At 74.7% G+C, this 12,933-nt stretch carries 11 protein-coding genes; 4 read left to right on the top strand and 7 right to left on the bottom strand.

What is annotated here, in order from left to right; genetic code table 11:
* From ACWD5O_RS07000 to ACWD5O_RS06990, 3 genes are all read right to left on the bottom strand, one after another.
* Complete coding sequence (locus ACWD5O_RS07000) at nucleotides 1–471, bottom strand: nitroreductase family deazaflavin-dependent oxidoreductase (protein ID WP_354964946.1); 471 nt, start codon at nucleotides 469–471, stop codon at nucleotides 1–3.
* Nucleotides 472–521: 50 nt separating this feature from the next.
* Complete coding sequence (locus tag ACWD5O_RS06995) at nucleotides 522–1,514, bottom strand: SEC-C metal-binding domain-containing protein (RefSeq protein WP_450084790.1); 993 nt, start codon at nucleotides 1,512–1,514, stop codon at nucleotides 522–524.
* Nucleotides 1,515–1,623: 109 nt separating this feature from the next.
* Nucleotides 1,624–3,090 carry an MFS transporter gene (locus tag ACWD5O_RS06990; RefSeq protein ID WP_354964944.1) on the bottom strand — a complete coding sequence of 489 codons (1,467 nt, stop codon included), beginning with the start codon at nucleotides 3,088–3,090 and terminating at the stop codon, nucleotides 1,624–1,626.
* A gap of 216 nt (nucleotides 3,091–3,306) precedes the next feature.
* Here ACWD5O_RS06990 and ACWD5O_RS06985 point away from each other — a divergent pair, with 216 nt between their 5' ends.
* Entirely contained in the window at nucleotides 3,307–3,888 is a 582-nt protein-coding gene (locus tag ACWD5O_RS06985) for a TetR/AcrR family transcriptional regulator (RefSeq protein WP_354964943.1), read from the top strand.
* A 16-nt stretch (nucleotides 3,889–3,904) separates the two neighbouring features.
* On the opposite strand, the gene ACWD5O_RS06980 is transcribed toward ACWD5O_RS06985, so the two are convergent.
* The gene (locus ACWD5O_RS06980) at nucleotides 3,905–5,263 is read right to left on the bottom strand and encodes a pentapeptide repeat-containing protein (protein WP_354964942.1); all 1,359 of its coding nucleotides are present in this window, start codon (nucleotides 5,261–5,263) and stop codon (nucleotides 3,905–3,907) included.
* 232 nt (nucleotides 5,264–5,495) lie between these two features.
* On the opposite strand from ACWD5O_RS06980, the gene ACWD5O_RS06975 reads away from it, so the two are divergent.
* A complete protein-coding gene (locus tag ACWD5O_RS06975) occupies nucleotides 5,496–6,275 on the top strand; it encodes a lipase family alpha/beta hydrolase (RefSeq protein WP_450084789.1) in 780 nt (259 codons plus the stop codon).
* A gap of 56 nt (nucleotides 6,276–6,331) precedes the next feature.
* Here ACWD5O_RS06975 and ACWD5O_RS06970 read toward each other — a convergent pair whose 3' ends face one another.
* Nucleotides 6,332–7,204 carry an aldo/keto reductase gene (locus ACWD5O_RS06970; RefSeq protein ID WP_450084788.1) on the bottom strand — a complete coding sequence of 291 codons (873 nt, stop codon included), beginning with the start codon at nucleotides 7,202–7,204 and terminating at the stop codon, nucleotides 6,332–6,334.
* 220 nt (nucleotides 7,205–7,424) lie between these two features.
* Between ACWD5O_RS06970 and ACWD5O_RS06965 the strand changes: the two genes are divergently transcribed.
* A complete protein-coding gene (locus ACWD5O_RS06965) occupies nucleotides 7,425–11,411 on the top strand; it encodes a CHAT domain-containing protein (RefSeq protein WP_450084787.1) in 3,987 nt (1,328 codons plus the stop codon).
* 54 nt (nucleotides 11,412–11,465) lie between these two features.
* Here the strand turns inward: ACWD5O_RS06965 and ACWD5O_RS06960 are convergent, their stop codons facing one another.
* Both ACWD5O_RS06960 and ACWD5O_RS06955 read right to left on the bottom strand, forming a co-directional pair.
* Nucleotides 11,466–11,960, bottom strand: coding sequence for a hypothetical protein (locus tag ACWD5O_RS06960; protein WP_450084786.1), 495 nt, complete (start codon nucleotides 11,958–11,960; stop codon nucleotides 11,466–11,468).
* Nucleotides 11,957–12,277 (bottom strand): hypothetical protein, encoded by a 321-nt coding sequence (locus ACWD5O_RS06955; RefSeq protein WP_450084785.1) that lies wholly within the window; start codon nucleotides 12,275–12,277, stop codon nucleotides 11,957–11,959. Before ACWD5O_RS06955 ends, ACWD5O_RS06960 begins: the two co-directional genes overlap by 4 nt.
* A gap of 243 nt (nucleotides 12,278–12,520) precedes the next feature.
* Between ACWD5O_RS06955 and ACWD5O_RS06950 the strand changes: the two genes are divergently transcribed.
* Nucleotides 12,521–12,886 carry a YciI family protein gene (locus ACWD5O_RS06950; RefSeq protein ID WP_089019800.1) on the top strand — a complete coding sequence of 122 codons (366 nt, stop codon included), beginning with the start codon at nucleotides 12,521–12,523 and terminating at the stop codon, nucleotides 12,884–12,886.
* Nucleotides 12,887–12,933: the final 47 nt, after the last annotated feature.

Genomic DNA, 12,933 nt, shown 5'->3' with positions numbered 1-12,933 from the left:
TCACGGCGCAGGATCCTTCGCGGCACTCGAAGCGCGTTCGACGACGACGACGGGGATCTCGCGGTCGGTGTCCTTCTGGTAGCGGGCGTACGTCGGAAAGACCGCCGTCATGACCGGCCACAGCCGGGCCCGTTCCTCGGCCGTCGCGGTGTGCGCCCGCCCGGCGAACCGGTCCGCGCCGACCTGGATCTCCACCGTCGGGTCGGCACTCAGGTTCAGGTACCAGGCGGGATGCGTTGTCGCGCCGCCGTTCGACGCCACCAGCAGGTAGCTGTCGCCGTCCCGGCCGTAGATCAGCGCGGTACGCCGTAGCTTGCCCGACCGGCGGCCCCGCGTGGTGAGCAGCAGCGCGGGGTAGCCGTGGTACCTGCCACCGTCGGCGCCGTCGCTCTCCACGTATCGCCGGATGTGGCTGGCGACCCAGCCGACCGGACTGTCCTCGATGGTCTCGTGCTGCTCCGCCGCGGTCACCGGACGAGCCTAGCCGTGCAGGGGCTGCGCGGGTGGCCCCACGAGCGCGATCAGCCGCGTGAGCGCGGCAGGCAGCACTTCTTGTACTTGCCACCCGAGCCGCACCAGCACGCGTCGTTGCGGCCGGGCGGCCAGGTGACCGGACCCACCTCGTCGAGGCTGTCCGCGTACTCGTCGAGGGTCTCCTCGTCGGTGGGGTCGCTGCCCTCCTGCTCGGCGAAGGAGGCCAGCCCCGCGATGGAGCCGGCGACCACGCCCAGGTCGCTCGCACCCAGCTCGGCGGCGTTGGCCAGCGCGCGTTCGACCTGGGCGCGGTGCTCGTCCCAGGTGGCGGGGTAGCTGTCGGCCAGCGCGGGCCAGTGCACCAGCAGCGCGTCGAACTCCGCCCGCGGCCAGAACAGCAGCGTCGCCGGGCCGTCGTCCAACGCGTCGAGCGCGTGGTCGCTCGCGGCGCGCAGCCGGTCGGCGAGGTTGTCGTACTCGTCGTGGGGGAGGCCCATCTCCTCGCGCAGGTCGTGCCGCCGCTGGGTCAGCCCGTAGATCATGGCGGCGGCCTCGTCTTGCGCATCCTCGGACTCATGCTGCTGGGTCCGGGTTCGCTCCATGATCGCGTCCAGCGCGCCGGTGAGCCACTCCAACGCCGTCTCGGCGTGGCCGGCCTCCGCCAAGTCGTCGACCAGGTACGTGGCGTCGGGATCGGTTTCCAGCAGTGGACGCAGGGCGGTCAGCTCGGCCAGGCCCTCGTCCTCGCGGCCGAGGCGCAGCAGCAGGCCACCGCGCATCGATCGCGCGTACGCGTCGTCCTCCGGCTGCTCGGCGATGGCGCGGGTGGTCAGCGCCAAAGCGTCGGCCAGGTCACCCGCCTGCACCAGGATGTCCGCGGCGACCAGCAGCGCGTACCCGGTGTCGTCGGGGTCGGCGACCCGCCCCTCGTCGACGGCGCCGACCAACTCGGCGACCAGTGCGGCCGGGTCCGGGCTCTTCGCTCCCAGGGCACCGATCTCGTCGATGCGGTCGGCGGTCAGCAACTCGGACGTGGGCATGGGCTCATCCTGAGGACGGGGAACGGGCGGGAAGCGGCCAGCGTACTCCCGCATTCGACGGAAACACCGGAGCCCGGGACGGCGGACCGCCCCGGGCTCCGGTGGTGTGTCAGCGGGTCGCCGGCATGGTGGCGAACTCGCCGGCTAGCTCCGACTCGACGATCGTCGCGGTGGACGGCCGGCGACCGGACGACGCGCGCCGGGCGGACGGGACGGCCAGGGCCGCGAGCGCGGCGGCGAGGGCGATCGCGGTGAGGACGAGAAACCCCGTCGTGAAGCCGGCCTCCCGGGGCAGTCCGTTGGCCTGCGGGTGGGCGGTGATCACGCCGCTGACCACGGCGGCGCCGATCGCGCCGCCGATGGTGCGGATGTTGGCGTTCATGCCGGTGGCCACGCCGGTCTGGCTGGCGGGCACGCTGCCCACGATCAGGTTCGCCATCGAGGCGAAGGCCAGGCCGATGCCGAGGCCGACCAGGCCGCCGGCGATCGCGACCTCCCAGCGGGTGTCGTGCGCGGCGGCCAGCATCGCGGAGGCGGCCACGTTGAACGTGGCGCCGGTGGCGAGCTGCGCCTTGGCGCTGAAGACGGACTGGAGCCGGCCGGCGACCAGGCCCGCGACGAACATCGCGACCAGCATCGGCAGCATGAGCAGGCCCGCCTGGCTGATGCTGGCGCCGAAGCCGTAGCCGGCGGCGGTGGGGGTCTGCACGAACTGCGGGAGGAACGCGTACACGGAGAACATCGACGCGCCGTAGAGCAGGGCGACCAGGTTGGTGGTCCAGACGCCGGGCAGCCGCATCATCCGCATGTCGATCAGCGGGTTGGCGGAGCGCACCTCGGCGACCAGCCAGCCGACCAGGAGCACCACGGCGAGCGCCAGCAGGCCGAGCACCCGGGGAGAGGTCCAGCCCCAGGCCGCGCCCTGGCTGATCGGCAGCAGCAGCGCGACCAGCCAGCCGGAGAGCAGCAGGGTGGCCCGCCAGTCGATCCGTCCGGGGGTACGCACCGGCGACTCGGGCACGAACAGGTACGCGGCGAGGGCGGTCAGCCCGACCACGACCATCGGGATCCAGAACAGCCAGCGGTAGTCGAGGGTGCTGACGATCGGGCCGGCCAGCACGACGCCGAGGCCACCGCCGGCGGCGACGATCGCCGAGATGGCGGCGACGGCGCCGGAGACCCGCGCGGCGGGGAACTCGTCGCGGATGATGCCGAACGACAGCGGGAAGACCGCGCCGCCGATGCCCTGCACGATCCGGGCGATGATGAGGACGCCGATGCTCGGCGCGATGGCCGCCAGCAGGCAGCCGAGGGCGAGTGCGGCGAGCGAGACGACCAGCATCCGCTCCTTGCCGACGATGTCCCCGACCCGGCCGAGGATCGGCGTGAAGATCGAGGCGGAGAGCAGGTACGCGGTCAGTACCCAGGTCACGGTGTTCTGCGAGGTGTGCAGGTCCTGCTGGATGGTCGGCAGCACCGGGGTGATCAGCGACTGGAGCATCGCGAAGAACCCGGCACCGGCCGCGAGCACGGTGAAGGTGAGCCGACGCGAGCTGCGTCGGGATGTCACTGCCACGAGAGAGAACTCCCTGATTGCGGTACGGAAGGAGGTTTGTCACCCGCCGTGCGGAGGCGGGCGGGCTGTCGGGCCCGGGCGATCGGGTGGCCAGGCGGATCGGGCGGTCCCGAGGTAAGCTAACCGGAGGCAGGCCTCCGGGATTCCGGAGGGGTGCCTCCACAAAGCTAGCGGAGGCTTGCCTCCGGATGCAACCAAGGTGAGGTGACGCACGTCATGACCAGCCCGGGGCAGGCGCCCGAGGTTTTCGCCCGGCGGCCGAAGCGGGCCGACGCGCGACGCAACTACGACGCGCTCATCGCCGCCGCCCGCGACGCGTTCGCCGAGCACGGCGCCGCCGCCTCGCTGGAGGACGTGGCCCGGCGAGCCGGGGTGGGCATCGGCACGCTCTACCGCAACTTCCCCAGTCGGCGGCACCTGTTCGAGGCCGTCTACGTCGAGGAGGTCCGGGCGCTGAGCCGGTCCGCCGCGGACCTGGCCGAGCTGCCCCCGTGGGACGCCCTGGTCGCCTGGCTGCACCGCTTCGTCGCGTACGTCGCCACCAAGCGGGCGCTCGCCGAGCAGTTGCTGCACGACTCCGAGATCTTCCGAACCTGCCGGACGGAGATCTACGCCGCGGGTGAGCCGCTGATGAGCCGCGCCCAGGCGGCCGGCGTGGTCCGCGACGACGTCGGCTTCGACGACGTGGTGCGGCTGATCAGCGGGCTCACGATGGCCCAGTTCCCGTCACCCGAGCAGCGCGACCGGGTGCTCGGCGTCGCCCTGGACGGGCTGCGCCCGCCAGCCTCGCTGCGCTGACCCCCGCCCCCGCCGGTTACCGGTCGACCAGCAGCAGCCACTCGTCGTCGAGTCGCCGCACGGTGGTGCCGGCGGGCCAGGCATGCCCGCCGTCGACCGCCGCCCGGGCCTGGTCGACCTGCGGTGGCTGGCTCAGCCACGCGCCGTCGAAGCTGGCCGGGCCGTGGAACCGGGCCCGCCCGAAGTTCGCCGGCCCCTCGAACCGGGCCTGCTCGAACAGCGCGTCCCGGCCGAACACGGTCCAGCGGAACAGCGCCATGTCCGCGAACCGGGTCGAGCGGAAACCGGCGTGCCCGGCGAACTCGGTGTGCTCCATCGACAGGCCGCCGAGGAACGTGGCCTCGCGGAAGGTGGCCCCGTCGCCGAAGCGGGTCGCGTCGAAGCTGGCCGGTTGGCCGAAGCTCGCCCGGCGGAAGGAGACCGGGCCGTCGAAGGCCGCCCGCCGGCAGGACAGCCCGCCGCCGAACTCGGCCCCCTCGAAGCTCGCCTCCCCGCCGACGCGGGCGTCGTCCAGCACGACCTCCGCGTCGCCGGCCGCGAGATCGTCGAGGACCATGTCCCCGAAGGCCGCCCCGAGAGCGAGCCGCCCCCGGGCGATCACCCCGGCGAAGCTGGTGGCGCCGGTGAACACCGCCCCGGTGAAGTCCGCGTCGATGAGAGTGCACCCGGTGGCGTCGAAGTCGAGCAGCCGGGCCCCGGTCAGGTCCAGCCGGACCTCCGGCCAGTAGGCCGGGTCGGCCGCGCGCAGGTGCCGGGTGAGCACCCGTTGCGCGCTGCGCCGGACCTCCGTCTCGCGCGGCTCGTCGTCCGGCGCCGGCATCCGCAGGTACGCGCAGAGCACCGCCACGATCGTCGGGCGCTGCGCCGGATGGTCCTGACCGAGACGCTCCAACGCGTGCAGCCCACCGAGGCGTACCGCCGCGCTGTCGTTGCCGAGCAGCTCGACCGCCCGGGTGTAGAGCTCGGTCAGGCGGCGCTCGGCCGCGTCGTGCTCGGCCGCCCCGGCCTGCCGGTCCTGGTGCCGCTGCGCGGTTTCGGTCACCGACTCGGCGTGGGCCTGCACCCGGTCGCGGTGCGCCTGGTCCCGGGCGGCGACGCTCTCCTGGTGCCGCTGCGCGCGTTCGGTGATCCACTGCCGGCGGGCGGCGAGCAGGAGCGCCAGCGCGCCGCCGGTGCCGGCGACCACGGTCAGGCCGGTGCGGATCGCGTCGATGCGCAGCGTGGCGCGGGTGTCCGGTTGGCTGGCCCGGTCGGCCTCGGTGAGCAGCAGGTCCAGCACCAGCCAACCGAGGGCGGCGGCGACCAGCAGGCCGACCAGGACCAACCACCACGGCATCACCCGCAGCTGACGCTCGGTGGGTTCGTCGGCGGCCACGGCCACAGCATGCCATCCGCCGTGCCGCTGCGGGGTGCGCGCGGTCGGGTGGGCGTCCGATGTGGAGAGACGCCGATATGCCGGTTTGCGCCTCCGTCGGAACAACGGGTTACCGGCGCGTAACAAGTCATTGACGTTTCCAAATTGTTGCGCGCATCATCGTCGCACGGTCGACCGGACACCCCCACCCACCTGCCCGGCTCGCCGGGTGCCTCCCCCCGGAGGTTCCGCCATGCTGCTCCGAAAGACCGTCCTCGTCCTGTCCCTCGCCACCGCCGCCCTGGTCGCGTCCACCGCCACGGCGACCGCCGCCCCCGCCGCACCCGTGGCCGCGCCGGTGAACGCCGCCGCGGCGGCCAACCCGGTCATCGTGGTCGGCGGGCTCAGCGGCATCGCCGTCGCGTACGAGCCGATCGCCGCCCGACTGCGCGGCGACGGCTACCGGACCTTCATCTACCAGCTGCCCGGGCTGGGCCTCGGGGACATCCCCACCTCGGCCCGCGCCTTCGCCGGGTACGTCAACCAGGTGCGCGCCAGCACCGGAGCAGCGACCGTGGACGTGGTCGCCCACTCCGAGGGTGGCCTCGTCGCCCGCTACTACCTCAAGCGGCTCGGCGGCACCGCCACCGTCGGCCGGTACGTCAGCCTCGGCTCGCCGCAGTACGGCACCTACGTGGCGAACATCCTGGCGTTCCTGGGCCTGGGCAGCTGCGCCGGCATCGTGGCCTGCCAGCAGATGACCATCGGCTCCGCCTTCCTCGCCGACCTCAACGCCGGCGACGACACCCCGGGCGCGGTGCGCTACACCACCGTCCGCACCCTCCAGGACGAGCTGGTCCGGCCGACCGGGAACGCCGCCGTCAACGACGGTGCGACCAACGTGCTGATCCAGGCGTACTGCCCCCTGCGGGTGGTCGGGCACCTCGGCCTGGTGCTCGACGGCACCGCGTACGCCATCGTGCGGGGCGCCCTCGTCGACGGCCCGGTGCGACCCAACTGCCTCGCCCTCTGACCGGCCGCGCGGGTGGTCCGGGCACGGACCACCCGCGCGGCGCGCCGTCGACGGGGTCAGGCCGCCTTGGCCAGCGCCTCGAACTCGTCGTCGGTGAGCTGCACCTCCGCGGCGGCCACGTTCTCCTCCAGGTGCGCCACCGAGGACGTACCGGGGATCGGCAGCATCACCGGCGACCGGCGCAGCAGCCAGGCCAGCGCGAGCTGCGCGGGCGACGCGCTGTGCGCGGCGGCGATCGTGTCCAGCGGCCCGCCCGGGCGCGCCAGCTCACCGGTGGCGATCGGGAACCACGGGATGAACGCGAGGTCGTTGCGTTCGCAGTACTCCAGCACGTCCTCGGCGCTGCGGTTGGCGAGGTTGTACAGGTTCTGCACCGAGACGATCGAGGTGATCGCGCGGGACTCCTCGATCTGCGAGACGGTCACCTCGGACAGCCCGATGTGCCGGATCTTTCCCTCCTGCTGCAACAGCGCCAGCTCGCCCAGCTGGTCGGCGAGCGGCACCTGCGGGTCGATCCGGTGCAGCTGGTAGAGCGGAATCGTGTCCAGGCCGAGGTGGCGCAGGCTCAGCTCACACTGCTGGCGCAGGTACTCCGGGCGGCCCACCACACGCCAGTCGCCCGGCCCGGCCCGGGTGAACCCACCCTTCGTCGCTACGACCAGGTCGTCGGCGTACGGGTGCAGGGCCTCGCGGATCAGCAGCTCGGAGACGAACGGGCCGTACGAGTCGGCGGTGTCGATGAACGTCACGCCCAGCTCGACCGCCCGGCGCAGCACCCGGACCGCCTCGGCGGGGTCCTTCGGGTCACCCCAGACGCCCGGCCCGGTGAGCTGCATCGCCCCGTAGCCGAGACGGTCGACGGCGAGGTCGCCGCCGATCCGGTAGCTGCCGGAAGCCTTCGCGGGTTGCTTGCTGACGTCGGTCGCCATACGCGGTTCCCCAATCATGTCGTCGTGGCGGGCAGGAGATCAGCTCGCCACCCCGCTGATGATGCCCCAATCCGGTCGTCGTATCCCCGGCGTGCCGACTGTGGGGGTCGACACGGTGGCACAGGCCGCGCCGGGATTCGGGTCGCGTTTCCGGTAGCGCCCGGGCTGTCCGGTCTGCTACGCCTGATCGCAGCCGGTCCGGCCGGTCGGGGGAGGCGCGATGTGGCGGCGGTTCAGGTCCGATCCGGTGAGCCGGCTGCGGGAGCGGCTGGACGGTTTCGCCGCCACCACGGACCCTCGCGCGGTGCTCGACTCGGGCGCGATCCGCGACGCCGAGGCGGTCGTCGAGTTCGTGACGGCCACGCCCACGGACGGGCCACTGCCGGAGCCGGTCGCCGAGGGCTTCTTCCTCCTCGCCTGCCTGCACTGGTACCGCTACCAGCTGCTGCCCCCGGGCGAGGACGCCGACGACCTCGGCCAGGCGGTCAGGCTCACCGAGTTCCTGCTGCGCTTCGCCCCGGAACGGGTGCCACCGTCGCTGCTGGCCGTGCTGCACGCGCACCGGCCGCCACCGGAGTCCGGTCGGGTCCCCGGTCAACGGGGTCCCGGTGGTCCGGCGTCCGCGCCCACCGGCTCCGGTTCCGCTCGCCACGGGCGTACGGCGGGCCTGGCCGACGGCGAGGCCGGCGCGCTGTTCCTCGAGGCCGTCATGCTGATGGCCGCCGCGGAGAACAACCGTGACTACCGGGGCGCCGACCGGGCGGCGGCGCTGCTGCGACAGGCGGTGGACGGCACGCCCGCGGGCGAGTCGGAGCGGTTGCACTACCTGTCCGCCCTCGGCAGGGTGCACCGTGCCCAGTTCCAGTACCTCGGGCGGCGCCGCGCCCTGCCGTCGGCGATCGAGGCGCACCGGGAGAGCCTGGAGTCCACCCCGGCCGGCGACCCGGAACGTCCGGCCCGGCTGTTCAACCTCGGCAACGTGCTCGGCGACCGGTACGAGGTCGACGGCGCCCCGGCGGACCTGGACGAGTCGATCACGCTGCTGCGCGACGCCGCCCGAGCCACCGGCGCCAGCGCCTCGGTGCGCGCCATGGCCCGGGCCAACCTCGGGCAGCGGCTGCGTGACCGGTGGCGTCTGCTGGGCCGGCCGGCCGATCTCGACGAGGCGATCGGCTCGTTCGTCGCCGCCCGAGCCGGCGGTGACCCCCGGGTCGCCGCCCTGCACGGCACGGCGCTCGCCGAACGGTTCCTGCGCGACCGGGCGACCGCCGACCGGGATGCCGCGATCGACGCGTACCGGTTGGCGCTGACCGGGTTCGGCGGTCTCGACCCGGAGCTGGCCGGCATCGCCCAGGCCGGTCTGGCGACCCTGCTCGCCGAGCGGCACCAGGCCGACGCCGCCCCGGCCGACCTCGACGCGGCGATCGAGGCGTACCGGGCGGCGGCCGGGTCCGGATCGGCGCACGGTGGGCTGGACCCGGACGAGATACGACACGTGGTCGGCGGCCTGCTGGTGACCCGGTACGAGCGGCGGCGGCGGATCGACGACATCACCGAGGCGGTGCGGCTGCTGCGCGAGGGCGCCGACGCCGCTGGCGAACCGGTCCACCGGGCCCGCTGGCTCGCCGAGCTCGGCTACGCGCTGGGCCGGGGGCACGCCGACCTGGGCGGGGTGCGCGCTCTGCGGGCCGCCCGGGACGCGCTGACCGAGGCGGAGTCGCTGCTTCCCCGCGCCGACCCGCTGCGCCATCAGGTGCTCAACAACCTGGGTAACACCCTGCGCGAACTGTCCGACCAGGCGGGGGAGCCGGAGCTGCTGGAGCCGGCCGCCGTGGCGCTGCGGGCCGCGGTTGCCGCCGCACCGGATGCCGCCGGGCTGCCCGCGTACCGCTCGAACCTGGGCCTGGTGTTGCAGGCCCTGTTCGCCTCGACCCAGGATCTGGCCACCCTGACCGAGGCGATTCAGGTGCTGGCCCAGGTGACCGAGACCACGCCGTCCGGGCACCCGGACCGACAGTCGGCGCTCATCAACTACGGCTCCGCGCTGAACCGTCGCGTGGAGCTCGCCCTGGACGGCGCGTTGCCCGCCGGCGGCCAGCCCGCCGAGCACGTCAGGGCCGGCGCCTCCCGGGACGCCGACGCCGCGGTGACCGTGCTGCGCGAGGCGGCCGAACTGGCCGAACGGGAGGCCGAGCCCACCGAGTACGTGCAGACGCACGGCACCCTCGCCCTGGCCTACCTGCTGCGACACCGTCTGCACGACGACCCGGCGGGGCTGGACGAGGCGGTCCGGCTCCTCCAGCTGCTGGGCGAGCGCCAGCCGTTGGCCGGCGCAGAGCGGCACCGGATCCACACCAACCTCGGCAACGCGCTGCTGCTGCGCTACCGGGCCGGCCGCGACGAGGCTGACGCCACCGCCATGCTGGCGGCCAACCGGGCCGCGGTCGACGCGCTGCCCGTCGAGCATCCCGCCCGCACCATGTGCCTGAGCAACCTGGCCACCGCCCTGGAAGCGGTCGCCACCCCCGCCGCGCTGGCCGAGGCGACCGCCGTGCTGCGCGCCGCCGCCGCGGTGGAGTCCGCGCCGTCGCTGCTGCGGGCGTCGGCGGCGAACCGGTACGCGGACCACGCCGCCGCGGCCGGCGACCTGCCGGCCGCGCTCGACGGTTACGCCACCGCGATCGAGCTGATCGACCTGGTGGCCTGGCACGGCATGGACCCCGACGACCAGGCGCGTCTGCTCGGGTTGTTCCCCGGGCTGGCCAGCGCCGCGGCGGCGGTCGCCATCGCCCTCGACCGCCCGGAACGCGCCGTCGAGCTGCTCGAGTACGGCCGCGGCGTCCTGCTGACCCGAACCCACGACGCGGGCGCCGACCTGGCCGCACTGCGCGCGCGGTCCCCTCGGCTGGCAGCCCGGCTCACCGACCTCCAGGCCGCTCTCGACGGCTTCACCGCGCTGTCGCCCGCCGGCCCGGACGATCCGAGCGGCCGTGTCGAGCAGCGGTACGACCTCGCCGTCCGGCGCCGCGACCTGCTCGCGGAGATCCGCGCCCGGCCCGGGTTCGCCGACTTCCTCCGTCCGCCACCGTTCGCCACCCTGGCCCGGGCGGCTGCCGGTGGCCCGGTGGTGCTGGTCAACGTGGCCGCGCGGCGCTGCGACGCGCTGGTCGTCGCCGACGGCCAGGTCACCGCGGTCCCGCTGCCCGGGCTGACCCTGGCCGAGCTGGTGACCCGGACGGCGCGCTTCCTGACCGCGATCGCGGTGCTCACCGGGGCGGCGGCGCCGGACGGCCCGGAGCCGGCGGCGCAGCGCCGCCGGCTGATGGCCCGGACCGAGGTCGGTCAGACGCTGGACTGGTTGTGGCGGGTCGTCGCCGCACCGGTGCTCGACGCGGCCGCGCCCGCCCGGGCGCCGTCGGGTGCCGTACCCGCCGCCGGGGCGGACTGGCCACGGCTGTGGTGGTGCCCGACCGGGCTGCTCACCCTGCTGCCGTTGCACGCGGCCGGCCCGCTCGACGGCGGCGACGGGGTGCTGGACCGGGTCGTGCCGTCGTACACCGCCTCGCTGCGGACGCTGGCGCACGCCCGACGCGGCGTGCCGGCCCGGCCCGAGCCGGTCGACGCGGCGCTCGTCGTCGGCATGCCCCAGACCCCCGGCCTGGCCGACCTGCCCGGTGTCGCGCGGGAGGAGGAGATCGTCCGTCGGCACCTGCCACGGGTCCGTGCGCTCCTCGGCCCGGCGGCCACCCCGGCGGCCGTGCTCGCCGCGCTGCCCGCCCAGCCGGTCGCCCACCTGTCCTGCCACGGCACCCAGGACCTGCGCGCCCCGGCCTGGGGGCGCCTCACCCTGGCCGGCGGCCCGCTGCACGTCCGGGACCTGTGGCGGCCCGCCGGCAGCCCGGCCGCGCTGGCCGTCCTGTCCGCCTGCGAGACGGTGCGCGGCGGGGCCGCCCTGCCCGACGAGGCGCTCACCCTCGGCACCGCGTTCCAGCTCGCCGGGTTCCGGCACGTCATCGGCGCGCTCTGGTCCATCTCGGACGCGCTGACCGTACGGCTCTGCGCCGACCTGTACGCCGGCCTGGCGGTGCCCGGGGGGATCGCACCGGACCGGGCGGCGGTCGCCCTGCACCAGTCGGTCCGCCAGCTCCGCTCCGCCCTGCCCGACCGCCCCGACACCTGGGCCGGCTACGCCCACCTCGGCCTCTGAACCTGTTAGGAAGGGCCCCTTGTACAACATCAGGCGTTAACAAGGGGCCCTTCCTTACCGCTCAGCGGCGGAGACGGCGGCTGGCGGGTCGGGTCGGGCCGGTGCGTACCAGGTCACCCCGACCGCGGCGACCAGCAGCGCGGTGCAGAGCAGCACCAGCCGTACCCCGGTCCGCAGCGACCGGACCGCCGCCATCGCCTCCAGGTGGTCGCCGAGCGGGGCCGGTGGGAGCGCCTCCACCGGGGTCACCGCCAACCTGCCGTGCGCCGCGCGCAGCAGCGCCAGCGCCCCACCCACCCCCGCGGTCAGCGCGGCGAGCAGCAGGACGCCGACCAGCGCGCCCCAGCGCGGCGCCAGCGTGCTGACGTCGGTGCGGCCCCGGATCAGGCTGAACCCGACCAGTGCCACCAGCAGACCGCCGAGGCCGTTGCGCCACGCCACCGCCGCCGCGCGGACCCGCTCGAGCTCACCGCGCAGCAGCCCGGCCACCTGCTGCGCCCGGTGCAGGTCGGCGACGGTCGCGGGCGGCCCGGGGCGCAGCCGGATCACGCCTCGACCTCCAGCCGCAGCGTCCAGTACGCGCCGCAGCCGTGCAGCCCGGCGGGGCGCGACGGGTGGTCGGCCTCGCACTCACAGAGCACCGTCCGGTAGCCCGGGTCCGGGGCGGCCGGCGAGGCCTCCCGCCGGTACAGATCGTCGACCACCGTGCTGGTGGTCGAGTGGTCGCACCGCGGGCATCGTCCGCTGAGCAGCACCGCGAACTCGAACTCCCGCACCGTGAAGCCCGCCGCGGCCTGCGCCGCGTACGCCTCGTCGGTCACCTCGACGTACGGCAGCGGGCCGGCCGCCGGTTCGTCGTCGCGCATCCCGACCTCCCGCCGCCCACCCGGACCGTCCACCGTAGCCGGTCGCGGCGCCCGGCCGGTCGACGTGTCGGATGACCACCAGCACCACCGCCGGTACGCCGATCGTGACGGGCCGGACCGGGGCCAGTTGGCCGGAGCGAGCGGTACGACCGCCGTCGGCGTGCGACGCTGGGCGCGTGCCGCGACACCGGCTCGGGCAGCCGGGCCGGGTCCGTACCCGGCGCGACGGCGGAGGGAGCACCCATGGCGGGAGTGCCGCAGGTCGACTTCGCGCTCGACACGTACGAGTGCATCGTGATCTATCCCGGCGCGGCCGGACGGGCCCTGCCCAACGAGACCGTGCAGCGGTTGCAGGCCGAGCACACCGAGCACATGCAGGCGTTGCAGCAACGCGGCATCATCCTGGTCGCCGGCTCGGTGGACGGGCCGGCCCGCAACCCGGAGCCGCCGATCGGCTTCGGGCTGGCCCGCACCGGCAGTGTCGACGACGTGCGCAGCGTGCTGGAGGCCGACCCGGCGGTGCAGGCCGGGCTCTACCGGGTGGACGTGCTGACGTTCCTCTGCCCGGCCGGGTCGTTGGAGTTTCCGCTGGCCAAGACCGAGAGCTGACCGGATCGACGGCTGTCGTGATGCTGACGGCGGTCGGCCGCCCCCCG

It is taken from the genome of Micromonospora sp. NPDC005161 (assembly GCF_053599855.1).
Note: the sequence above shows the minus strand (reverse complement) of the source record. Positions and strands in the feature narration are given on the sequence as shown.